Origin of the sequence: Paenibacillus sp. FSL E2-0151 (assembly GCF_037993015.1) — a bacterium.
In the GTDB taxonomy this organism is placed as follows: domain Bacteria; phylum Bacillota; class Bacilli; order Paenibacillales; family Paenibacillaceae; genus Paenibacillus; species Paenibacillus amylolyticus.
In genome coordinates this window covers 3,157,900-3,181,877 of record NZ_CP150308.1, presented here as the reverse complement: position 1 = coordinate 3,181,877, position 23,978 = coordinate 3,157,900, and the positions used below count along the sequence as shown (strand labels likewise).

The 23,978-nt window shown below is 44.1% G+C and carries 16 protein-coding genes; 5 read left to right on the top strand and 11 right to left on the bottom strand.

What is annotated here, in order from left to right:
- Nucleotides 1-80: 80 nt before the first annotated feature.
- Both MHI55_RS14530 and MHI55_RS14525 read right to left on the bottom strand, forming a co-directional pair.
- Complete coding sequence (locus MHI55_RS14530; RefSeq protein WP_036670754.1) at nucleotides 81-833, bottom strand: helix-turn-helix domain-containing protein; 753 nt, start codon at nucleotides 831-833, stop codon at nucleotides 81-83.
- A gap of 87 nt (nucleotides 834-920) precedes the next feature.
- On the bottom strand, nucleotides 921-2,942 hold the full coding sequence (locus MHI55_RS14525) for a catalase (RefSeq protein ID WP_340390605.1): 2,022 nt from the start codon (nucleotides 2,940-2,942) through the stop codon (nucleotides 921-923).
- A gap of 221 nt (nucleotides 2,943-3,163) precedes the next feature.
- Between MHI55_RS14525 and MHI55_RS14520 the strand changes: the two genes are divergently transcribed.
- Entirely contained in the window at nucleotides 3,164-3,424 is a 261-nt protein-coding gene (locus MHI55_RS14520; protein ID WP_036608353.1) for a hypothetical protein, read from the top strand.
- A 126-nt stretch (nucleotides 3,425-3,550) separates the two neighbouring features.
- Here the strand turns inward: MHI55_RS14520 and MHI55_RS14515 are convergent, their stop codons facing one another.
- Nucleotides 3,551-7,291 carry an alpha-L-arabinofuranosidase C-terminal domain-containing protein gene (locus tag MHI55_RS14515; RefSeq protein ID WP_340390432.1) on the bottom strand — a complete coding sequence of 1,247 codons (3,741 nt, stop codon included), beginning with the start codon at nucleotides 7,289-7,291 and terminating at the stop codon, nucleotides 3,551-3,553.
- A gap of 385 nt (nucleotides 7,292-7,676) precedes the next feature.
- On the opposite strand from MHI55_RS14515, the gene MHI55_RS14510 reads away from it, so the two are divergent.
- Entirely contained in the window at nucleotides 7,677-10,094 is a 2,418-nt protein-coding gene (locus tag MHI55_RS14510; protein ID WP_340390431.1) for a family 43 glycosylhydrolase, read from the top strand.
- Between the two features lie 202 nt (nucleotides 10,095-10,296).
- Here the strand turns inward: MHI55_RS14510 and MHI55_RS14505 are convergent, their stop codons facing one another.
- Complete coding sequence (locus MHI55_RS14505; RefSeq protein WP_036608360.1) at nucleotides 10,297-10,851, bottom strand: XRE family transcriptional regulator; 555 nt, start codon at nucleotides 10,849-10,851, stop codon at nucleotides 10,297-10,299.
- Nucleotides 10,852-10,981: 130 nt separating this feature from the next.
- On the opposite strand from MHI55_RS14505, the gene MHI55_RS14500 reads away from it, so the two are divergent.
- Nucleotides 10,982-11,563, top strand: coding sequence for a LysE family transporter (locus tag MHI55_RS14500; protein WP_340020263.1), 582 nt, complete (start codon nucleotides 10,982-10,984; stop codon nucleotides 11,561-11,563).
- A 54-nt stretch (nucleotides 11,564-11,617) separates the two neighbouring features.
- Here the strand turns inward: MHI55_RS14500 and MHI55_RS14495 are convergent, their stop codons facing one another.
- Nucleotides 11,618-12,595 carry an MBL fold metallo-hydrolase gene (locus MHI55_RS14495; RefSeq protein WP_340390430.1) on the bottom strand — a complete coding sequence of 326 codons (978 nt, stop codon included), beginning with the start codon at nucleotides 12,593-12,595 and terminating at the stop codon, nucleotides 11,618-11,620.
- 235 nt (nucleotides 12,596-12,830) lie between these two features.
- Here MHI55_RS14495 and MHI55_RS14490 point away from each other — a divergent pair, with 235 nt between their 5' ends.
- A complete protein-coding gene (locus tag MHI55_RS14490; RefSeq protein ID WP_340390427.1) occupies nucleotides 12,831-13,808 on the top strand; it encodes an alpha/beta hydrolase in 978 nt (325 codons plus the stop codon).
- A gap of 87 nt (nucleotides 13,809-13,895) precedes the next feature.
- On the opposite strand, the gene MHI55_RS14485 is transcribed toward MHI55_RS14490, so the two are convergent.
- The 6 genes from MHI55_RS14485 to MHI55_RS14460 all read right to left on the bottom strand — a co-directional run bounded on the left by MHI55_RS14485 (nucleotide 13,896) and on the right by MHI55_RS14460 (nucleotide 22,479).
- Nucleotides 13,896-14,543, bottom strand: a complete 648-nt coding sequence (locus MHI55_RS14485; protein ID WP_340390425.1) for a hypothetical protein — start codon at nucleotides 14,541-14,543, stop codon at nucleotides 13,896-13,898.
- Nucleotides 14,544-14,854: 311 nt separating this feature from the next.
- Entirely contained in the window at nucleotides 14,855-16,336 is a 1,482-nt protein-coding gene (locus MHI55_RS14480) for a DHA2 family efflux MFS transporter permease subunit (protein WP_076249950.1), read from the bottom strand.
- 68 nt (nucleotides 16,337-16,404) lie between these two features.
- Nucleotides 16,405-16,992 (bottom strand): TetR/AcrR family transcriptional regulator, encoded by a 588-nt coding sequence (locus MHI55_RS14475; RefSeq protein ID WP_047842796.1) that lies wholly within the window; start codon nucleotides 16,990-16,992, stop codon nucleotides 16,405-16,407.
- A gap of 574 nt (nucleotides 16,993-17,566) precedes the next feature.
- On the bottom strand, nucleotides 17,567-17,881 hold the full coding sequence (locus MHI55_RS14470) for a hypothetical protein (protein ID WP_340029614.1): 315 nt from the start codon (nucleotides 17,879-17,881) through the stop codon (nucleotides 17,567-17,569).
- A gap of 205 nt (nucleotides 17,882-18,086) precedes the next feature.
- A complete protein-coding gene (locus MHI55_RS14465; protein WP_340390423.1) occupies nucleotides 18,087-21,260 on the bottom strand; it encodes a cytochrome P450 in 3,174 nt (1,057 codons plus the stop codon).
- A gap of 298 nt (nucleotides 21,261-21,558) precedes the next feature.
- Entirely contained in the window at nucleotides 21,559-22,479 is a 921-nt protein-coding gene (locus tag MHI55_RS14460; RefSeq protein WP_340390604.1) for an NAD(P)/FAD-dependent oxidoreductase, read from the bottom strand.
- A gap of 464 nt (nucleotides 22,480-22,943) precedes the next feature.
- Between MHI55_RS14460 and cyoE the strand changes: the two genes are divergently transcribed.
- Nucleotides 22,944-23,873, top strand: coding sequence for a heme o synthase (gene cyoE / locus MHI55_RS14455; RefSeq protein WP_036608378.1), 930 nt, complete (start codon nucleotides 22,944-22,946; stop codon nucleotides 23,871-23,873).
- Nucleotides 23,874-23,978: the final 105 nt, after the last annotated feature.

Below are 23,978 nucleotides of genomic sequence, written 5' to 3'. Positions count from 1 at the left end.
AATGAAAGTTTCAATAGTTATTTTCATGATTGTTTTCAAACAAAGATATAACAAAAAAACTATCCTCCGAGAGAATAGTTTTAATAGATCAACCTGGTGAGCAGTTTCTCGATTTCAGCATCCTGTAACAGTTGGTCACCGTATTTTTTGGTAATCTGAGTAAGGGCAACATCATGGTAGAAATAATCAGTCATCGCTTTAACAATCGGTTTGGACATCGTCTTGATCGCTCGCCATGAATCATGCTCCACACCGGCAAACAGCAAATACGCATGATCCACAATAAGCAGCTGTGAAGGTTCTGGCGCATCAAGCAATGGAATCAACGAGTATATCCGGTTTAAGGATGTCTCCATTCCCCCAACGGCAAGCACTTCAACGTACACGCCCTGCTTTTCCTTCTGCTCCAGCAGTTCACGATATTTCTCCATACGCTCATTCCAGGCCAGAAAAAGAATTGATGAATCTGCTTCCTCGATAAGCTGTTCGATATTCGATGCGATGGACGACTCATCTTTTAAGGTCCAGATATGCTCATCTGTAAATGTACGTTTGATTTTGTAACTCTTCAATTCCTCAATATCTTTCTCAAAATCAGCCTTGATCTTATGAATGATGGACTGAAGATCCACAGCCATATATAGTTTCTTCTTCCCATCCATCGTTGTCAGCACCGTTCCCTTGTCGATCAGGCGATTGAGCACTTCATAGATTTTGGCTTTGGGAACGTTGGAGTAATTTACAATCGATGTGGCATCAAGCGGTTCATCCTGGGCAAATATAGCCTCGTATACCTGACTTTCATATTGTGTAAATCCGAATTTCTGCAACATGGTTTGGATCGGCGCATCCCTTCTTAGTGTGTCTGGTCTATCTAGTTTAGACGCATGAACTTCCCATGTCCAGTTTATCCCACGTGGCTATGTCCGATCCCAAAAGCGCTGCTGGGTCATCGCTTGAATGAATTGCTCTGCAAACGCCGCAGGCTGCTGTTCCACAATGACGCCAGGTTTGCCTATAATGCCGACAGGCTGGATCACCGCTGCCCCCGTCGGTGTAGCACCGATCGGTTTGAAATGATTGTACGTTTCAATGGCATAGGATCGGGTGTATTTTTGAACATAATCATTTTCCTGCTGTCCTCCAACAATGAACAGACCATCATATACCAAGGATGAACCGGTTAAAAAGCTGTCGTCCACCTTGAGCTCTACATTCCCTGTTCCACGCACCACACCCTGTCTTTCATGTACAATAACCGGTTGAAGTCCTGCTCCCTTAAGCTCTTCCAAAATGTATTGTGTGCTCGGGCCATCGAATCCTTCACCGATAATCACTCCGACACGCAATGTCTTGGGAGAAAACACAGTATTCGCCATGCTGAGCGCAGGAGATGACTTCGTCACTGGAGATTCAGGAACGTTAGGTACATTGACTCCGAGTTCAACGGCCAGAATGGTCGCCAGCTCTGTGCTGACATGACCCAACATATTCACAACCTCCTGACGGATGGAAACATCCTTTACCTTCCCAAGTTCAAACGTGAGTGCCTGAATGATATGGCTTCTCTCTAAGCCGTTCATGCTGTTCCAGAATAAACGTGCCTGTGAGAAGTGATCCAGGAAGCTCGGTGCGGTTTTCCGTTCCTTGAGACCTTGCACTGTGGAAGGGTAGGTTACAAAGCCACCCTTGGTACCAGGCACAGTATAGGGAGAATTGTTGGCAAGAGAATTTTCATGATAGGCAACTCTTCCCCGATCAATCGTATACCGGGAAGCGCCGTCTCTCTGGTTGTTATGTACAGGGCATATCGGACGATTGATCGGCAGTTCCTGATAATTCGTGCCAACCCTCGCCAATTGAGTATCCGTGTAAGAAAACAGTCGCCCTTGAAGCAACGGATCATTGCTAAAATCAATACCACGTACGATGTTCCCTGGATGGAAAGCAACTTGTTCCGTTTCAGCAAATACATTTTCGACATTGCGGTTAATCGTCATTTTGCCAATGATTCGCACCGGAATGTCTTCTTCAGGCCATAATTTCGTTGCATCCAAAATATCAAAATCAAACTTGAATTCATCCGCTTCCTCCAAAACTTGTATTCCGAGTTCAAACTCGGCAAAATTGCCCGCATTGATGTTCTCCCACAGATCCCTGCGATGAAAGTCCGGATCCGCACCTCCCAGCTTTTGAGCTTCATCCCACACAAAAGAATGCATGCCAAGTACGGGCCTCCAATGAAATTTCACGAATCTGGATTTGCCTTCATTGTTCACCAGTCGGAAGGTATGTACTCCAAATCCCTGCATCATTCGAAAACTTCGCGGTATCGTGCGATCCGACATAATCCACATGACCATAGCAGCCGACTCCTGGTTATTCGCAATGAAATCCCAGAAGGTGTCGTGTGCAGTAGAGCCCTGTGGAATTTCATTGTTAGGTTCCGGCTTTACCGCATGAATCAAATCCGGGAACTTAACTCCGTCCTGAATGAAAAAAACAGGTATATTGTTGCCAACCAAGTCAAAATTGCCTTCCTCAGTATAAAACTTCACGGCGAACCCACGTACATCCCGATTCGTCTCGTTAACCCCTTTGGAACCAGCAACTTCGGAAAAACGCACAAACAGCGGTGTTTTCACTCCTGGATTCTGAAGAAAATGAGCCATCGTTAACTCTTCAAGTGATTCATATAACTCAAATTCACCGTAAGCTCCATATCCGCGAGCATGCACAACTCTCTCCGGAATGCGTTCCCGGTCAAAGTGAGACAATTTCTCACGCATCAGAAAATCTTCAAGCAGCGTGGGTCCGCGATCCCCCGCTTTTAGCGAGTTGCTGTCATCTGATATTTTAACCCCTTCGTTGGAAGACATCTCTTTCCCGTTATTATCCCGTAGAAAGGTATTTCTTTGCTCAATCTTTTTATTCTCATCCATAGGTTCCTTGCTCATCCCAATCACCTCCAGAATATATGTATGGGATTGAAAATGCATTTATGAGTATCTGTTATACCTATGAATTGATGTGAATTCCACAGGCACTAGATATAAATGGAAGGTGTTAACCCCATTTATTGCTCATGACGTCTTTTGTCTAGCACCTTCTACATCACATTGTCATTTACTATAAAGAATCTAATAGAAAAGAGATGATTAGTATGGCTCGTGTCAATGCTGTTCCGCAACCGGATCTGGTATTAATCTATTGGTCAAGAAATCCGCTCGTCCCTGGTTCTGCGCGCAGAATCCAAAGTGTACGTGTGATTGGTAATACGTCTCCATGTACATTCACACTGGTTCCCGGTGCACGGCTAATCAATGCACTGAACTGTTTGCTGGACAATGATATTGGATTCAAAGTGGTCTACCGCCATAAAACCTCAGCAATCAGTGGCGTTTTGTTATTAAAACGCAAATAATCAGACCCCAAAGAAATGGTGCCTTCCTTTAGGAGAGCACCATTTTTTCGTTCTTTGATCATCAATGAACAGATTTCGAACGCCAAAAAACCGCGATAAACGCGGTCTCTTGTTCACGATATGAATTTAATTCAGAATATCCATAACTAATACATTCACCGAATGAGCTGTTAAGTTAACGACCACCGATGTATCCGACAGTGTGATCTCCTGTTCTTGGGGAACCACTTTCTCATCATTCTTCTGATTCACATTCGGAATATACACCAAATGATCTTCTCCAGTAAGTGTGATCAGTCTGGCTGGAGCGTCCACCTTCAGATCCTGAAGGCAAATCCGGGTTGATTTATCTACACCATCTGCATTCACCAGTTTCACATACACATGCCCTGCGTCCTTCGTAACAGAGTGGAATACTTCCCGGTTGTAAGCTTCCAGCTTGTAATCCAGAACCTTGCTGGTATTACGTCCGTCTGTATAGGAGCAAACCAGATTCTTTCCTGTATCTCCACCATAGTTAACCGTGATTGTATAATGGGTTCCATTCTCGAGTGGTTCATAGTTGGCCGCTCTCAGGTTACCTGCTGCCGAACTGGATGAATAGTCTCCCAAGGTGTAACCCTCAATCCCTTGTTTGTACACCTTCACTCCCGTGGCATTTCCTCCGTAACTAATTGCGTACTCAATGACATCCTTGTTCTCGGGCGAGATATCCGTCAGTCCCACACCGATGTAAAAACCATCCTCACCTGAAATTCTTTCAGCCTCAACGTGAACTTTGTAGTTGGTCCATTCGTCATTCAGCAGGTACAATCCATTTAAGCCGCTTGATTGTGCCTTCAAAATGAGTCCTTTTCCTGCGGTTAACGCATATCCTTCCGATCCGGGAATCTGTCTCCATGCCTCACTAGGCTCTGTACGTTCCCTGAAATCTTCATCTAACAGTATGGTGCCATCCACATTGGACGTCACTGTAACTCGTTTCACCACGATATCTGCATGACCTGTTGCAATTTCGATGCCGCCACGCGGAATGAGATTCAGCGGTTTTCCTTTGCTATAGGTGGAGAATGAAGTCTCAAGCACCTGATCCCCTACATATTTTGCAAAAAGCTGCTGTACATAGTAATTCGGTGTATACCACACGGTTTCATCATCAAACCAGATGCAGTCTGGCGTCCAGCGGTAAGTACCGTCCGTTAGTACTTTGTTGAACAATGGCGCATAGGCAGCCAAACGAACAACGTCTGCATTATTTTCAAATCCAGTCATGATCGCAGCTTCTGCGACCGCTCCTGCCAGCGTGTTTTTGTCCGTGGAAGCATATTCTCCAACAAATACTTTGGATGTTTCTTTCCAATCGATACTTCCGTCTTCAAGATAAGCCCGGTCATAGTAGTTGTATCGATCCGCGTTATTCAGCAAATATTCATTGGAGCGGTAGTAGTGCTCATCTGCAATGGTGTCCATATAATTGTCCTGGTTTTCATACCAGGTTACCGTCTCCTCAATCACCTCTGTGCCATCTGCAAAAGCAACTTGAGCCGATCCGGTCAGATTCCCGCTGAGGAATTTCCATCCTTCCTGGTACGCATCATCATCCGCCTGAGCACCAACCGTCGAGATAATGTGCAACTCATGATCAGGATAGTTCTGCTCCATGTAGTCATCTATTGAACGTTTGAATACTTCGAAGTTGGCAAAAAATTCAGTGCCCCAGTTCTCATTGCCTACGCCCAGATAACGAAGATCAAACGGTTCAGGATGGCCCATCTGGCTTCGTACAGCCGCCCATTCGTTTTGTTCAAAGTCTGTACTGAGCGCAAAGTCAATCAGATCTGTAAAGTTGCGGATATAATAATCCCTTAAAGCGCCACCCGCAGGGTGAGCATAATCCGAGCGTGCCTGACACAACACACCGCAAGCCATGACTGGAACTGGAGCGGCATTGAGATCTTCCGCCAGTTGGAAGTACTCCATATAACCGAGGCCCATCGTCATCATGTAACCCCAGACATTATAATTTTCTTTGCGGAGCTCAACCGGACCCACAGAATCCTTCCAGTCATATACGTTATCCCAGATAAAAGATCCCTCCGAGATACATCCTCCCGGAAAACGCAAGAACTTCGGATGCAGATCTGCGAGTGCCTGAATTAGATCTTTTCTCAATCGATAGTTCGGGTTACCTGTGTAGTTGGCATGTGCTGTAGCCGATATTCCCTCTTCTGTCGGATCAGCTCCCCATACATTTTGAGGGACTAAGGACACCATATCGATCGAGATGTCACCTGCAAACGTAAGTGCCAGTTGACCAAGTACAGTCTCCGTTCCGATCAGAGACAAACCGTATTTCTTCCATGTGTTCCCGCCTTCAACATGCAGCGTTACCGAATCACTGATAGAAGTGTCACTTCCATCCTGCAATTGAACAGTGATCGTTCCTGCCAATTCTGCTTTTGCCCATACGGTAAAGTCATATGATTCACCCTGCTTGATGGACATGGCACAATGCTGGTTGGAGTCTGAGAATCCACGATTCCGAATCGTAGCCCCATCCTGAACCGTTACATAATAAGCATTTACTTCAGGGTCTTCCACGTTAAAGTGAACGTTTAGTCCATCCGTATGCTGTACGCGCATTTTCTCCGTATCGCCTGACCAGGCAAACAAAGGTTCACGATTTCGTCCTGTCGAACAGCCACATTCTCCAGAGTCATGCGAGTATGTATCAAATGCAAAAGACTCAAATGATCGATTCTGAACAAGCTCTGCATAGATTCCGCCATCTGCCGCGTTGTTAATATCCTCATAGAAAAGCCCATACATGACTTCACTGATGTCAGCCACCTTCTGATCTCCATGGATGGTGACCGTATAAGGCGGGAGATGGGCTGGCACAACAGACACGTCAAAGCTTTGGCTCAGCTTACGATCACCTCTGTTCAGAAGCGCACGGAGCGTAACCTCTTGTGCTGATGTGATTGCCTGAACTTCTCCGTTCTCAGACAGAACTTCTGGAGCACTGGAACTCCATTCAACAGACACTTTACCACCCAGCAAGTCTGCGGGTAATGATACATCCTTGGTGATGATTCGGTTGGGGAAGGACAAGTACTTGTCCGCCGCAAGCTTCACAATCGCTTCATCTGTCAGTGATTCACACATCACTTCAATGACTTCATCCATGGTGAGCGTTGCCCCATAGATCCGAAAGTCGGATAACGAGCCTGCAAAGTCCACATCCGCTGCATACTGGGAACGTCCAATATAATTCTGGCTATAATTCTCAGGATCGGTGAACGAATCAAACCATTCGCGCAATTTGGCATAATTGCCGCTCGACGTCTGACTGATCGAACCGTCTGCCGCCTTCTCCCCATTCACATATACAATCGGACCCGCACTGCTCAACGTTCCCCCTAGGCTGCCTGCTACGGAGAGCGCGATATGCAACCATTCTCCGCTTGCAACTCCTCCACTTGGGTGGACAACCAGATTATCTCCGGCATATAAAGTTCCCAGAAGCTGACGTGTCAAAAATAAATACGGCCCCTTCTCCCCTTTGCCAAAGTCAAAAATGCGTTCCCACACATTAGACCCCTTGCCGAGAAACACCCAAGTAGCAATCGTAATTCCCGTGTTATCGCTTACATCACGAAGCAGATTCGAGGGTAATTGCAGATAAGAAGTTCCATTCGCTCCCCCGTTGAAAGTCACCGCCGTTCTACCTTTCAACTCGGATATCACAGGTAGAATCTCACCTTTGGCTATACCATCATGTCCCTTACCGGAGCTGTCCTTCCCGATCTGAACGTTATCCTCGAACGTGTATTGTGCAATTAATTGATTTTGATATGTGCTCATGTTCTTACCTCCTATGTAGTTGAGAATTGTCGGTTCACGCTTTTGATTCGTATTAATATAAAATGATTGATAAATAGTTAAACACATTTCTTAAACGTAATAATATCGCATCATCGATCCCCATTTCAATCCTAAATTTGAGAAAGACAACTGGTTTATTTGAATGTAATGACCTTTATCGACTCTTCCCGTCTCTTATTTATTTTTCATTTTACTCTTATAAACATTAGATTTATGGTTTACAAACATATAAATCAATTGATAATATAACAAATGAAAGCGCTTGATATAATGAAATACTCAAAGGAGGTCTGCCGAACCTTTTATCGTGTGTTGCCAAGTATCGGTTGATTTTTCATTCCGGGAAATAGGAAAGGGGAAACGTATGAAACGTTATTGGGTTCGCGTACTTAAAATTTCTGTACTAAGCACCACTTTACTTACTGCAACAACTTTGGCACCGGTCTCGGTGTTCGCAAATGGTTCAGGGGAAACCGTGGGTAACTCGCAGAGTTCCACCACACCTATCGCTAATCCTGCTCCAACATTTAAAAATGTTTCCGTTCATGACCCTTCTGTCATTAAGGTGGATGATACGTTTTATATTTTTGGTTCACATCTGCAAGTGGCTAAGTCCAAAGACTTTCTGAACTGGGATCTGGTCGCCTCCGGCGTTACAGATAACAACCCTGTTGTCCCCAATGTAACCAAGGAATTCGCTGAAGCGTTGGAGTGGGCGCAGACGGATACGTTATGGGCAGCAGATGTCATTCAATTGGCGGATGGCAAGTTTTATATGTACTACAATGCTTGTAAAGGGGACTCTCCGCGATCAGCGCTCGGCATTGCTGTCGCAGACAATATCGAAGGCCCTTATAAGGATCAAGGCATTCTGTTGAAATCCGGCATGTGGGATCAGATCAGTGAGGATGGTACCATTTACGATGCAACGATTCATCCCAATGTGGTCGATCCGGATGTCTTTTATGATAAAAACGGCAAGTTATGGATGGTGTATGGCTCGTATTCAGGAGGGATTTTCATTCTGGAGATGGATGCAACGACAGGTAAACCACTGCCAAATCAAGGTTATGGCAAAAAGCTGACCGGAGGCAATCATAGTCGTATTGAAGCCCCTTATATGCTCTACAGTCCCGAAACTGATTATTATTATCTGTACCTGTCTTACGGTGGGCTAGGTGCTGATGGAGGATACAACATTCGCGTTGCTCGCTCCCAAACACCGGATGGACCTTTCCTCGATGCGGAAGGAAACGATATGATCAACGTTAAGGCGGACAAGGATAAACCATTGTTTGATGATCGTTCTATTGAGCCTTTTGGAGTCAAATTGATGGGGAACTTCCTGTTCGAGAGACAGATCGGTGATCCGGGCACAGGCCTAGGTAGCGGCTATGTATCGCCAGGGCATAACTCTGCTTATGTTGATCCGGAGACTGGCAAACAATTTCTCATCTTCCATACCCGCTTTCCAGGGCGTGGCGAAGAGCATGAAGTTCGCGTACATGAGATGCATATGAATGCAGATGGTTGGCCCGTTGTTTCTCCATATCGCTATGCGGCTTTGGGAGAAGATACCACGCAACTGACAACTCAGGAGATCGCCGGTCAGTACCAATGGGTGAATCATGGTAAGGACATCACGGCGGACATCAAGCCATCCCAGACCGTTCAGTTCACGGCAGATGGGCAGATTCATGGTGCCGTGACAGGAACATGGAGTCTTGGTGCAGACAACAAGGTTCAGATCACATCGAATAACGTTGTGTACAAAGGCGTTTTCACACATGAATGGAATTCGGAATCTCAAAGTACGGTTCTGACCTTTAGCGCCCTCTCCTCCACCGGGATAGCCATCTGGGGAAGTCAAAGTGTTGAACGGAGTGATCAGGACATTGTAGATGCGGTGCAAAAGGACCTGAGCATTAGCAATACGGATCACGTGTTCTTCAATCTGTCTCTGCCTACCAAGGGAACAAGTGATGCAGAGATTACGTGGAAAAGCTCCAATGCTTCGGTTCTATCCACTACAGGTGTAGTACAGCGACCTCGCGCCGGTAAGGGCGATGCCAAAGTGAAATTAACCGCAACGATTCGTAAAGGAACTGCGGTAAGCTCCAAAACGTTTAACGTTATCATTCCACAGCAAGCGGTAAGCCCATTGCTCGGGGAGTATACTTTTGAACACAAGAAAATTGGCAAAGTCGCACAGGATTACAGCAAAAACGAATATCACGGACAAGCCTTTAACGTGGTCAGTTCTGCTGCTAGTGGCAAAAATCAGGCTGCTACATTCAATGGGACAGACAGTTACATTCAGTTACCTGGACTCATTACAGATACAACGGATTTCACGTTTAGCGCCTGGGTCAATTGGGATGGCGGCGGGTCCTGGCAGCGTATTTTCGACTTTGGAAATGGTTTAACGAGGCATATGTTCCTCACGCCCTCCCAGCATAATGGAGCATTACAATTCACCATTCATAATGAGGGACGGGATCAGAGCCTGATTGCAGCAAATCCACTGCCTTCCAAAGAGTGGGTTCATGTCGCTGTAACCCTTCAGGGTGATGTGGGTACTCTGTATGTGAATGGTACATCGGTTGCAAGCAGCTCTGAGATTACTTTTAACCCGAAAGATCTGCAGGTAACGGAAGCTTATGTAGGCAAGAGTCGTTATGCGTCTGATCCGTTCTACAAAGGCAGTCTGGATAACGTAAGAGTGTATGATAAAGCATTTACAGCCAAGGAAATACAGCGTCAGGCCAAAGAAAAACCATAAGTTAGAGTCCCCTTCGCTAGAGGTTGGGGGCTCCATAGTGCACACATCAATAAAGCAGCCAATGTTTTGAACTGAACCCTTTGTGAGACACGACTAACGAGGGAGTTGCAGTTCATTACATCAGGTTGCTTTATTGTCATTCCTTTCATGTATGCATTTATTCGTTCATCGTTCGTTACATTCACAGATGGATCTTTGCATCTCACTTCGAATAATGAATGACCATGTTGAATTTGTTCGTCTTAGCACCGGAGTTAACGTAGGCGTGAGGCTTGTCCGCTCCAAAACGGATCGACTCCCCTGAACTCACCGTATAATCTTCCGCCCCTACTCTAATCGTAACTTCACCTTCAAAGACCGTAATAAACTCTTCCGTACCTTCGATATGCGGTTCAGCTTTCAACTCAGACTTGGGGTCCATCTCCATCATATATATTTCAAAGCGGCGTCCTTCTTCGAAAGGGAAATGCGGATAAATCCGAACCCTTCCCTCATCCTCCATCAATACTTGAATATCATCCCCCGTTACAACGGTTGTATCTGACTTCGGCTCGTGAATCAAAGCAGTAAAGGAAGTTTTCAGGCCATTAGCAATCTTCCATACGGTTGCAATGGATGGATTGGATTCACCACGTTCAATCTGACCAAGCATGGTCTTGCTAATACCAGACATTTCGGCGACCTTGTCCAGACTGAGTTTTCTTTGTTCCCTAAGCTGTTTCAGGTTCTGAGCAAGAATACTATTAATGTTTTTCAAAAATCCATCCTCCTCATTTCATAATTTTGTTGTGCTATATAACGTACATGTTGTACAATGATAAAGACCGTACGCTATAACGTACATTTGAGGTCATTATATCACACAACTAAGAAGACGTGGAGGAACCATGAACATTATACCTTTAGTGACCTATGCAATCATCGCTTCATTTACACCCGGACCCAACAACATCATTTCCATGACGCATGCCAGAAATCAGGGGTTCCGCAAGACCCTTCCGTTTATTAGTGGAGTTGCAGCCGGCTGCCTGCTAATTATGTTTCTGTCCAGTTATTTCAATCTTATTCTTCATCAATATATTCCCAGGATCGCACCCGTATTGAACGTGTTAGGGTGTGTGTACATGCTCTATCTGGCGATCAAAATCATGCGAAGTAAACCTGCAGATGCGCAAGAAAACAAGGTCAATCATTATTCATTTCTATTTGGGTTCACCCTGCAATTCATCAATCCCAAAGTCATTCTGTATGGACTTACTGCCATATCCGTTTTTGTTCTGCCTCTTGGGCAGTCCCATGTACAATTAATTGTATTTTCCTTGCTGCTCACCTTCATTGGTATTAGTGCCAATATGACCTGGGCGTTTGGTGGCATGTTATTCCAGAGCTTTTTATTAAGATACGAGCGTCCTGTTAATATCGTCATGGGTGTGTTGTTAATTTACAGTGCATTATCAATCCTGATGTAAAATGCAATAGAAAAAGCGTCCACTCATTTGATGAGCTGAACGCTTTTATTTTATTTATCCTAATTCCGGTCTCCACCATGGATGTGTAGGGTATTCCTCCGTATGAAGCACAACCTTCTCGCCGATTTTGGGAGTTGCAATCTTAACTTTCAAAGCATGTGCAGCCTTCGTGATTCGTTCAACCGGTTCATTCCAGGCATGATAGGCCAGCGTAAATGCGGCCCAATGAATCGGGATAAGCAACTTCCCCTTTACATCCAAATGCGCTTGCACCGTCTCTTCCGGCATCATGTGAATGTTGGACCACCGCTCGTCATATTGCCCACATTCCATCAAGGTGAGGTCAAATGGACCGTATTTACTGCCAATTTCCTTGAAATGAGGACCGTATCCACTGTCACCACTAAAGAACACCTTTGTATGTTGTCCAGCGATAACCCACGAACACCATAAGGTAGAATTACGGTCGAATAATCCTCTGCCCGAGAAATGTCTTGCTGGCGTACAAGCCAATGTTAAACCTTTGAACGATAACTCATCCCACCAGTTATGCTCGGTAATCTGTTCCGAAGGCACACCCAGTTGAATCAGCCGACGACGGACGCCAAGCGGTACGATAAATCGCTTTGTTTTATCCTTCAATCTGCGGATGGAGTTATAATCCAGATGATCATAATGGTCATGCGATATAATGATTGCATCCAGCGTTGGGAAATCCTCCGGTTGAATCGGTAGATTGGTGCTGTAACGTTTGGTGCCCACCCAGGATACGGGGGATGGACGATTGCCCAGCATCGGATCAAAGAGTAATCTGTGCCCTTCAATTTCGAGTAAAAAAGCCGAATGTCCGAACCATGTAACCTGTGGATTATCGGATGCACTGAAGGTTTCAGCGGGTTCACATATCTCCATGGGCATTACGCCCACTGGCCTCCGCTGGACATTGCCACGCATGGAATCTCTCAATATACTGATCAGGGACTTGAAGTTCATGCCTGCTGATGTCGGGAGCTGATTTTCGTATTTTGTCATTATACATACCTTCTGTTCTATATAATCAATCTGTGATTCAATATTTGGATGAGAACTATTCATATCGTAGCTATATATTAATTCATTGGCCGTTGATATACAATTTTCACTAGAACACGCCCATTCCCCATGATCGGAAATAAACTCAATTAAGATAGAATTAAGACTCTGTTTTCTCTCCTATAAGATTGGGCATATATGATAGAGAAAATACATGGAGAGTATGTGAGAGAACATGAAGAAATGGCGCAAAAGATTAGTTAAGTTTTTGATATTCGACCTGGCGATAGTTCTGTTGCTTCTGGGTACTGGCGTGATCTACCAACAAGTGGGTTTAAGGCAGGATGCCAAAACACTCGTCCCCCCTGGTAAGCTGTACGAAGTCCATGGAGACAATATGCATCTATATACTGGTGGAGAAGGCGATGTAACAGTCGTACTCGCCTCTGGCTGGGGGACCGCTAATCCCTATGTAGATTATTATCCATTATATGAAAAGCTTGCTCCCAACACAAAATTCGCTGTATATGACCGATTTGGCTATGGATATAGCGATCAGACCAATAAGAAACGTGATGTCGATACCGTAGCTGAAGAATTACACGAGTTGTTGCAGGTATCTGGACAGAAGCCACCTTATGTATTGGTTGGACATTCACTCGGCTCGCTGGAAACCATCCGTTTCGCACAAAAATACCCTGATCTCGTCAAGGGTATCGTCATGATTGATGGCGGAAGCCCCGAATATTATTCGAATGACGATGACTCTTTGGCAGACACAATTGGTGGTTTTGCGAATAAATTCCGTATCCAAACCGGACTATTCCGCCTCTCCATGCAATCTGACATGGTTGTCGAAACTTCTAATGCCAATCGTAATGAACTGAAACTTGTACCCGATGATCTGAAAAAATTGGATACAACTGCGTTGTTGCACAACTATGGTAATGTGAACACGTTGGATGAATTACGTGAAATAGCTGCCAATGCCAAAGTGGTTGTAGATCACAAGCAAACCTTACCGTTTCCACTCACCATACTGACGGCTGATTACCTTGGTGCAAGTGAACCCGAATGGGATAAATCACAATTAGAATTCAAATCTTGGTCAGATGATTCTAAACAGGTAACCATTAAAGATACCGATCATTACATCCATCAATATCGCCCTGATATCGTTGCGGATGAGATATTGGCCCTGGTAAAGAAGTAACGTACACTCTGCTAAAGTAAGACTATGTTATATCATAAAAGAAACCCCAAAGATTCTCTAATATCTTTGGGGTTTCTTTTATGTGATTTATTGTGCTATCGCCAGTCTTGGCCGTTGGGACCTGAAATCACTGAAAGCTTGTTCGATCTCTAATGAAGTCAACTGGTGACGATAAAAGTACTGTTTCATCGCCTCCATTTCGGTTCGATCGCCATTGTAGATGTTATCAATTCTTCGAATAACCTGGTTATATAAGTTCTCACGTCTGGATTTTACAGGCTCACACAACCAAAAGTTCGTTCTCTTCACATCACCTGTCTTGGTCCAGAGCAAATTCTCATATCGGATGACATCCCAGTCCCAATATCCAGCATGAATCTGCTGAAGTTCCGTCGTAAACATATCGTATATCAAGTTGGGAGGAATGTGTCCATAGGTTACACGGTACTCTTTCAGTTTGAATGCTTCAATCCACTCTGTCAGGGTGTACTCACCTGGTGAATACGCATACAATTTGGGTGCATAAGGATTACTCTGCAATGCCCTAAGTGCCTCACTTTCCATCTCCCCATCCAATCTTGCCCGTGAAGCATATACCTTGAGACAATAGTCTTGCAATCTATATACAACCGAGCTATTACTAATAAGCGATGCCTGTAGAGTGAGATGGCCGTTTTTTTCGTAGTGCAACAGCATCTGTTCAATGTTATTACCAATGGGATTGATGATGATCATAATGAAGTCTCCTTGATTAAAAATAAAATATAAACCGTTTTCGAATTGGTTCAAAATTGTACTATTACATTCTATATTACCCTTTTATATTAGTATGAACATATACAATTTTGCCGGAACATGAAGTATTTGCTCTGAAATTCATTCTTTAAATCGCCGTATTCCGGCTACATTTACACTCTAAAGGCTGTAACCCATTTCACGTCAACACCAAAATAGATAGAATAAATACGCAAAAAAGCGACGCGTCCTTAAAGTTAAGGGACACATCGCTCAGATACAATATCAAATTGTTATTGTTAGTTATTGGATTAATGCATAGGACCTTGTTGTCCAGCTTGAGCTCCAACTTTGACCCGCTTCACGAAGATTGAAGTAATCAGACCCGTGATCGCCAGAACCAGTGCAAAAACAAATGCATTCTGTATACCTGATGTGAAACCAGCCAGTTTATTCTCCGGACTCTCCGGATTCGCCACACCGCTCAAGAAGCTGGACTGTCCTGCGCTCAGTATACTTACCGCAACAGCCGTACCGATTGCTCCGGATACCTGTTGCAACGTATTCATGATGGCAGTACCATGCGGATAGTACTCAGGTGGCAGTTGATTCAGACCATTGGTCTGTGCAGGCATCATAATCATCGAGATACCGACCATCATGAATACATGCAGCGTAATAATCGTTCCAAGGGAAGTCGTCGCTTCAATACCCGTGTACAAGAACAGGACAATCGCCACGATTGACATTCCGATAATAACAAGCCATTTAGGACCAAACTTGTCAAATAAACGTCCCATGACTGGAGACAAGAATCCATTTAACAGACTACCTGGCAACAAGACTAATCCTGCAGTCAGTGCCGTGACAGCCATCCCCTGTTGCAGATACATCGGCAGAATCAACATGGATGACAAAATAATCATCATACAGATGAAGACCAGGATCAAACCGACAGTAAACATCGGATATCTGAATACACGCAAATCCATCATTGGCTGTTTCATTCTCAACTGACGGATACTGAATAACAGCAAGGACAACACACCAATAACGAGAGTAGCAACAACTACCGGACTGGTCCAGCCTCCGCCACCATCCCCATGTCCACCTGCACTACTGAATCCGTATACGATACCACCAAAACCAAGGGTGGACAATATAATAGACAGTATGTCAATTTTGGGCTTGGTCAATTTCGAAATATTCGGCAAGAACAGCAAGCCACATACCAGTGAGATAATGAAAAACGGCAAGGAAATCCAGAAGATCCAGTGCCAGCTCAGATTAGCCAGGATCAGACCGGAGATACTCGGACCGCTTGCTGGCGCAAACATGATAACCAAACCGATCAGTCCCATGGCAGCACCACGTTTTTCAATCGGGAAAATAACCAATATCGTGTTAAACATCAGTGGCAGCAACAGCGCTGTACCTACAGCCTGAAGTACCCGTGCCACTAACAGAATTTCGAAGCTAGGTGCAAGCGCAGCAACGAATGTGCCTGCAATGGAGAAAATCAGGGACGTTGTGAACAGCTGTCTGGTTGTAAACCACTGTAACAGCGTTCCAGATACCGGTACCAGGATTCCCAATACAAGCAAGTATCCTGTGGTTAACCATTGAATCGTTGTAGGTCCTACTTCAAGCAGTCCCATAAGTGGCGTCAATGCCACGTTTAATGCCGTTTCTCCAAACAGACCAATAAAGCCGCTCAGCAGCATCGCGAACAAAATCGGAAATACCTTGTATTGCTTTGTTTCTTGTTGATTCTGTGCAGAATCAGCCTTCATGGAAACCTCCACGATCCCATCCTCCTCAAACGTATCGAACTTTCTTTTTCTCTGTCTCTTGGTATAAATTATTGAATCTGTTTGGCGTTCTTCGTCACAACCGACAAATACTCAGCAGCCGTCAGCAGAGGCTGTTTATCCTGATTCGTCAGGCTGATAATCAGTGCTCCCTCCATCAAAGAAATGATCAGAAGTGCCGTCTCCCGCGCCTTCTCTTCACCAACGCCATCCAGAATCAGATGTTTCTTAATGACATCCTGCCAATCTGCAAATACACCCTGACAAGCAATACGCAACTGCTGACTAATACACGATGTCTCCACAGCTGCCCAGAAGCTGAATGGCAGAAATCCGGTAAACCCGGCTGCTTCTGTTTCATGAGCCAAATCATGAATAAATCTCTGAATGGCATCCCCCGTATTGTCGTGGGCTGCAAATGTTTTCTCAAATGTCTGCAAGATATGTTCATTGGCTTTTTGAATACACTCGTGCGCGAGCTCTTCCTTGCCTTGCGGGAAATAATGATACAACGACCCTTTCGGCGTACTACTCTCTTTGATGATCTGATTCAGACCGGTCGCATGATATCCTTGTGAAAAAAACAGTCTCGCTGCTGTGCTGACAATAGACTCTCTAGCATTAGACTTTTCACTCAACGAAAGCCACTTCCTTCAAATAATTATAACAATCGGTCTATATAATTAAACTCGTTCAGATAAGGACTGTCAATCAAAAATTTAGAATTTAAATTTGAAAGCATTCTCATAAGGCAGTCATCACAACATCTTACATTTAAATTTTCATTTGTGAGAAAAGCAGTGATACAATTTGGTAGACTTATTAACAGAACCTATTAAGAACTGCCCCGTAAATGGGTAAGGCCAACTCAGATCGTTTCAATTAAATTCGAAAATTGGAATGCTGTGAACACAGCAAAGTATACAAGTTCAGAGATATTGTTTAATGCGCTTTATAACACCTGATCAGTCCATCATGGTCTTTTCTGTGATAGTCCGCTCAATCAGTAGATATTGCACTGCTCGTATAACAGGGCCCTCTTTTCGATCCGATTTCCGCCCTGAGCGCCAACAACAGTACAGCAACGATTTAGGATTCCAGATAAGAGTCATTACTCGTTCTTACAAATCCAATCAAAACAGCCGCCGATTTGGATGTGAAACTCCAAATCGAGCGGCTATTTTTGGATGAGTAGCATTATTCCATTACTACTTAATAATTGACATAACCTGCGTAGGTCACGGTCCATGTATAACCTGTCTGACCATCAACTGATTGAAGTGTGAGTTGTCCCCAGTATGGATCAACATTATAACTAGCTGTCATTGGAATATCACCAAGCGTTGGGAATTGAGACTTAGGTAAAATAACTTGCCAAGTTATATACTTTTGTGCGTAAGGAACGACTTGTGTACTTTCGGGTAAATTATTGACTGAAGTTGAAGGTACACTAGCTGCAAAAGATGTGGAGCCAAGCGTGAAACATGCAACGACAGTTAAAAGACCGATCATAAGTTTCTTTTTCATCTTCATCTTCATCTTCATCTTCCTTTCGTATTTAAGTACATATTCATCATATAGGATATCACTCTATTAAAATGTAATATTTGTCATATAGTGAAAATATTTGATTAAATTCATGTGAACTACTCTTTCATTTTAAGTTTTAATAGATATATTGAGAGGATTCAACCGGTTTATTACCCGCCCATACGTCTTGCACATAGCGTCCTTAGGCCTGAAGCTGGATAAGCCAGTCTTTCGCTTGCTGCACCGTTGCTCCCTGCACCTCCTGATACGCTTGCTGTAAAGTCTCTTCTACCGCAGGAGCCATCTGGCTTCCATCCCCGCATACGTAGAGTTTTCCTTTGTTTATCAGCATGTGAATTAACTGTTCGGAATTCTCTTTCATTAGATGCTGTACATACGTTTTGGGCTTGCCCTCCGCACGAGAAAAAGCAGTGTGTAGTTTAACGATCCCTTCTCGCTCGTATTGTTCAAGCTCTTGACGATATATGAAATCTGAATCATTCCTGCACCCAAAGAACAGATGCGCTTCACTTAGAGACAAACCTCTCTGTTTCATAACAGCTCTCGCCTGGAGGAAACCTCTGAATGGTGCTACCCCCGTGCCTGGTCCCACCATGATCATCGGAACATCAGCCTCTTCCGACAGATGAAATTCGGATTCAGATGTACGTACAAACATGAGAATATCTTCTCCGGATGAACAACCAGCGAGGTACGATGAAGCAACTCCCTGGTATTCGCCTTTGCCACTCCATGCAGGCTCTCTTACTACCGATACGGTTATGCTTGCTTGCTCGGAATTCAGACTTGGCGAGCTGGATATTGAATAATATCTGGGCTTAAGCGGAGGCAATAGTTCAAGGAACCTTTCGAAAGGCAACTCACACGCCTCATACCTTTCTAGCAGGTCCAACATGGTGATTCGATTGGCAAGAATATCATCCCTGTAGCTGTTTTCATCCAACATGCCTTCCAGTTCACGCTTATGAGGTGGACATATCGTATGATTAGCTAACTCCTGCAACTGTGTTCTGGAGACTGGTGTCTGCAATTCCACACAATAAGCGAGCAACTCATGAATCTTGACGGGTCTGTTCAGTGGTAGGTGTGTAAGATGGCTGACGTCCGAAGTTAATTGGATCGGAGTATCCCCACGTAGTCCGAACCGACTGAGTATCCGATCCACATTCTGCTTCGGATTGCTAGGCAACACGCCGAGATGGTCGCCTTCTCTATAATTCATGCCTTCAGGCAATAACACTTCGATGTGACGTGTGCTTCTTCCACTTCCCAGCGCCTGAAGCTCTTTATTGACTACAACCGTGGCATAGCTGGCATCATAAGTTCGTGCAAGAGGCATATCCGTTTTCTCGCGGACAAACTCCATTTGAAGTCTGCTGGCGCTTGGCTTCGAGGATTTGATTGCTTCCTCGCTAATCCCCAAGACACTCAACACCTGAGGCCACAACATATGCTGCCACGTCTCGACTTGTTTCTCCATGTCACCTCCGGCATCGGCTTCACCGCGGGATAACAGTCTTTTACCTCCCCATTCTTCAAGCCTCTCATCTATTAATCGAGGAATGCTCTGGTACGTCCCGGACCAACTCCGATCCCCACAGCCCAGAACGGCATAGTTTACATCCCGTGCTTTCTCTGACTCTGTTCCCTTTAACCAGTCTACAAATGCCGTAGCATTTTGCGGAGGTTTACCGTTATACGAAGCTGTGACGATAAGAACGACACCTTGGCGGGGAATGCGGCCAACACACTCATTCAGAGTGGCTGCTTCACTTGGGATTCCATACGAACGCCCTTTTTCCACAAGCTCTCGGGCAATGCCTTCTGCCGTTCCCAGATTGGAACCATATAACACCAGGAGCGAAGGCTTACCATCTGCTTCAACGGCCAGGATTTCTCCCCTCTGGCTGTCAATTGCTATATTTTTATGAACAACAGGAGCAGGTTTCTCTTCCACAGATCTGGTAGACTTATTCATCTTTTGTGACACTTCACGCGCTTTCACCTGGATCCGGAAGTCTCCCGGCTTCAATGTCAGTGTCTGTTTAACATCTAACTCATAGTTGCTATAATCGATCAGCTCAAAATGTTTGAGGACCATGCCAAGCACAAGTGTTGCTTCATATAAAGCAAACTGCATGCCGATACACGCTCTCTCCCCATTACCAAAAGGTTTATACGCATGATGAGGCACTTTCGCCGTATCTTCAAATCGCTCTGGACGGAAAAGTTCCGCATCCTCTCCCCATGCCTCTCTGTCACGGTGAAGCTGGGGCAAAAGAATACTGCAACTCTCCCCTTTCTTCAAGGGATATTTGCCACCTATGACGGTGTCTTCTTTGGCATATACATCAAATCCCGGGGCTGTTGGCCAGAGACGAAGCGATTCACTAAGAATCATGCGAATATAAGAAAGCTGAAGAATTTCCTCGTACTGTGGTGAGTCACTGACCAATATCTGATCCACCTCGTCATACGCCTTTTGAAGCGATTCCGGATTTTTCAGTAGAAAGTAAAGAGCAAAAGATAATAAACCACTCGTGGTTTCATGTCCGGCAATGAGAAACGTAATAATCTGATAACGGATGTTCTCATCATCTAGCATTTCGCCAGTCTCCGGATCTTTGCCATTTAACATACGTGCGAGCAAGTCGACCTCTTCGGGTGCTGAACTCGCTTTACGTTCCTCTATAATCTGATCTACCAGAGAGAACATCGTCTGAATATCCGCTTGGAACTGTCGTTTGGTTTTCACCATAAGCAGATTTTGAATTTTCAAACGTGAACTCTTTTGCATAGCTTCACTTAATGCCCGAACCATGCTTTCAATAAAAGGACTGTGGTCCTGTCTGTAAAAACTGTTAAATCGATAATTGAATCCACATAGTCCAATGGTATCCAACGTAAGGCGTGTCATATCGTCCGCAACATCAATCGTATCGTTGGAATTGAGGCGTGCCCATTTGTTGATCAATTGTTCCGCAATATCCACCATCATGGGATGATAACCTTTCATGGCCTGTTTGCTAAAAGTGGGAAGCAGAATCTTATGGGCCTTTTTCCAGTTTGGCTCCGATGTTCTGCTTGTAAATAAACCATCGCCTCCAAAGGCACGTACATTTTCGAGTTCATTGTATACAAATTTGTCAAAACGGGACACATCGCACAACTCAGCGACAAGATCTGGCCCAGATACGATTAAACCGGAATAACCGGGAACGGTAAGTCGATATATTGGTCCATGCTGTTCAGCCAGAACGCCTAGCGACAGCGTTGGTTTATCTTTATCAATTAAGGGCAGATTGCCAAGTGGTCCATACATTTTGGGTTGTGGAATGTAAGTTGCATCACTCATGATGATCACCTCTTAACTGTACGCCGTAGAGCAAGGTATTCGTTAGCCATATGATGGCTGTTCTGCTTTCATTCATAAGTGATCTCTCCTTTGATGATTTCATAAATGATAGTAATATATATCATTTGATAATACATTAAACCATAATTGATTTAATATCAAATTTTCTTCCGGCTGAATAACTTTCAATTGAACCGGTCAACGTTTAAGTTGAATAACAGCAAATAGAGGATTGCATATGCAATCCCCTACTGTATGAAGCAATGATGCTATGATTCTATGAAACTTTTAATTTATTCTAATGATGACTTGGCCCATCCCAGTTCTCGAAATTCAATTCATTATTAATGCTTACCGCAGACAATGCCCCCAGAGACGCAGCCGTGATTGCCTGATATATCTCGGATGCTGCATCACCAGCACTGTATACACCCGCTACAGATGTTTTGCCTGAAGCATCAACGATAACCGTTCCTGATTCTGTAATTTCACAACCGATAGCCTTTGGCAGTTCTGATCCGGTAAACAGTTTCGGTTGGAAGAAAACTCCTGTGCAAGGAATCGCTGTACCGTCATTTAGTACAACTTGCTGTACCATCCCTTCTTCAGAATTAATGGATTGAATCGGTGCATCGAATACAGTAACATGATGCTGCTTCAGCTCTTCACGGTGCTCATCGGTTAAGGAATCTGATCCATTCGTACAGATCGTATAACGTTCTGTCCAGCCGGATATGACTTTTGCCATATGTAATGCGTTAACTCCACTAACGATGATGACCAGCGCTTGGTCTCTTAACTCCCATCCATCACAATATGGACACACAAACGCACTTTTACCGTAAACCTCTGTTAATCCGTTAATATCTAGAGGCAGATCTTTCTTACCTACTGCAAACAAAATCTTTTTCGTGCGATAACTTGCCCCCTGAGTAGTCTTAACTTCAAAATCACCATCGCTACCTGTTATCGCTGTTGCCGTATCGGAAGCAAATTGAACTGTGGGATACGCTGCAATCTGTTCTTTGGCAGCTTTCCGGAATTCACGTGGACTTGCCCCATCTCTTGTCACAAACCCATGAGTCTCCCTTGTAACCCAGTTACGCGGTGTCTCATCATCAATGACCACAACGTTCTTGCGGGCCCTGCCAAGTACTAGGGCTGCATTAAGCCCCGCTGGTCCTCCACCAATAATAAGTACATCCAAGAGTTGATTCATATTACTCATACTATACACCCTTTCCAGACATTTAATATCTCTAATTAAGTTTTAAAAATAACCTCCGCTTTCTCTTAAGAAAGTAATATCGGAGATTTACAAGAACACATTTTAAAAAAAGACTATTAAAGATATCTTATATCTACAATAAACAAAACCTAACCATTTTGCAACATATATCTTTAACTACGTTCTTCAATCCAGCCTGTGTGAGTTGAATAAAAGATTATTTACACTTACACTACAATGACAGAACAAACTTTGGATCACTGTTATACTCGGATTTTTGATTTCTCTCCTGTAACACAGAAATAATTATTTAACAATTAAAAACAACCTTGTTTTTAAATTGTTCACAATCAAATGACATTATTTTAAATACTAAAACGTTAATTAAATCACATAGTGTATTGAATGGTATAATAGCGACATAATATACAAGTATAGATATAGGAAGTGAGTTCTTGAAAACATTGAACAATGGTTCACAGACCAATATCAGCCTGGAGTATAGCTCGATTCCGAAAGTATTCTTCGATACGATCAAAATCGGAATCATTAAGTCCAACCTGATCGCCATGTTTGCGGGTTTAAGTTTGGCTTTATATGTATTTGATGCTTCAATCTTAGCTAATATTGTACCAATCATCCTTTCCTTTATTGGATCTTCTCTCATTATTGGAGCTGCAGGGGTGTTTAACAACTTGTATGATCGTGATATTGATGCGATCATGGAACGTACGAAGAAACGTCCTACCGTTACGGGACGCGTAGATACCAAGTCGGGTCTGATTCTCGGTATTGCAATCACCATCATCGGGGGCATCATGTTGTACATCGCTTCCCCATCCGCTGCTGTATTTGGTATTTTGGGTCTGTTGCTTTACGTGTTCCCTTACACGATGTGGACCAAACGTACAACGATCTACAACACGGAAGTAGGAAGTCTTTCGGGTGCTGTGCCTCCACTCATCGGTTGGGCAGCCATTTCACCGGAACTGGGTCATTTCGAGATCTGGGCATTGGTCGTTACGATGCTCTTATGGCAAATGCCTCACTTCTACGGGATTGCGATTCGTCGTTTTGACGAATACAAAGCTGCTGGTGTTCCCATGCTACCCGTTGTTAAAGGCATCAGACGGACATACATTCAGACAAATGTGTATCTGGTACTGTTACTGATCTCCAGCTTTTTATTCTGGCCGATGAGTCCATTTGTCGCTATTGTGGCATTTCTGGTTAGCTTGGCTTGGCTCATTCTCAGTGTGGCTACCTTTGACAAGAAAGAAACAGAGAAATGGTCCAAACGGATGTTTATCTTCTCCATTAACCATATCACTATTATCTTCCTGGTCATCATTGCGTATTCCTTGATTGCTCAGATGATGAGATAAAAATATTCCATCTTTCCACTCGTTATAACGATAAAAAGCCTTACAAACTGTCCTCTTTCAAGGAGTCGTCTGTAAGGCTTTTTGTTTTTTTATTATCTTTTCTAA

Coding starts and splice junctions, on each gene's coding strand:
- MHI55_RS14530 (WP_036670754.1), bottom strand. CDS start 833: ATGTTGCAGAAATTCGGATTTACACAATATGAAAGTCAGGTATACGAG.
- MHI55_RS14480 (WP_076249950.1), bottom strand. CDS start 16,336: ATGAAGGCTGATTCTGCACAGAATCAACAAGAAACAAAGCAATACAAG.
- MHI55_RS14485 (WP_340390425.1), bottom strand. CDS start 14,543: ATGATCATCATCAATCCCATTGGTAATAACATTGAACAGATGCTGTTG.
- MHI55_RS14465 (WP_340390423.1), bottom strand. CDS start 21,260: ATGAGTGATGCAACTTACATTCCACAACCCAAAATGTATGGACCACTT.
- MHI55_RS14500 (WP_340020263.1), top strand. CDS start 10,982: ATGAACATTATACCTTTAGTGACCTATGCAATCATCGCTTCATTTACA.
- MHI55_RS14510 (WP_340390431.1), top strand. CDS start 7,677: ATGAAACGTTATTGGGTTCGCGTACTTAAAATTTCTGTACTAAGCACC.
- MHI55_RS14490 (WP_340390427.1), top strand. CDS start 12,831: ATGAAGAAATGGCGCAAAAGATTAGTTAAGTTTTTGATATTCGACCTG.
- MHI55_RS14470 (WP_340029614.1), bottom strand. CDS start 17,881: ATGAAAAAGAAACTTATGATCGGTCTTTTAACTGTCGTTGCATGTTTC.
- MHI55_RS14460 (WP_340390604.1), bottom strand. CDS start 22,479: ATGAATCAACTCTTGGATGTACTTATTATTGGTGGAGGACCAGCGGGG.
- MHI55_RS14515 (WP_340390432.1), bottom strand. CDS start 7,291: ATGAGCACATATCAAAATCAATTAATTGCACAATACACGTTCGAGGAT.
- MHI55_RS14520 (WP_036608353.1), top strand. CDS start 3,164: ATGGCTCGTGTCAATGCTGTTCCGCAACCGGATCTGGTATTAATCTAT.
- MHI55_RS14525 (WP_340390605.1), bottom strand. CDS start 2,942: ATGGATGAGAATAAAAAGATTGAGCAAAGAAATACCTTTCTACGGGAT.
- MHI55_RS14495 (WP_340390430.1), bottom strand. CDS start 12,595: ATGACAAAATACGAAAATCAGCTCCCGACATCAGCAGGCATGAACTTC.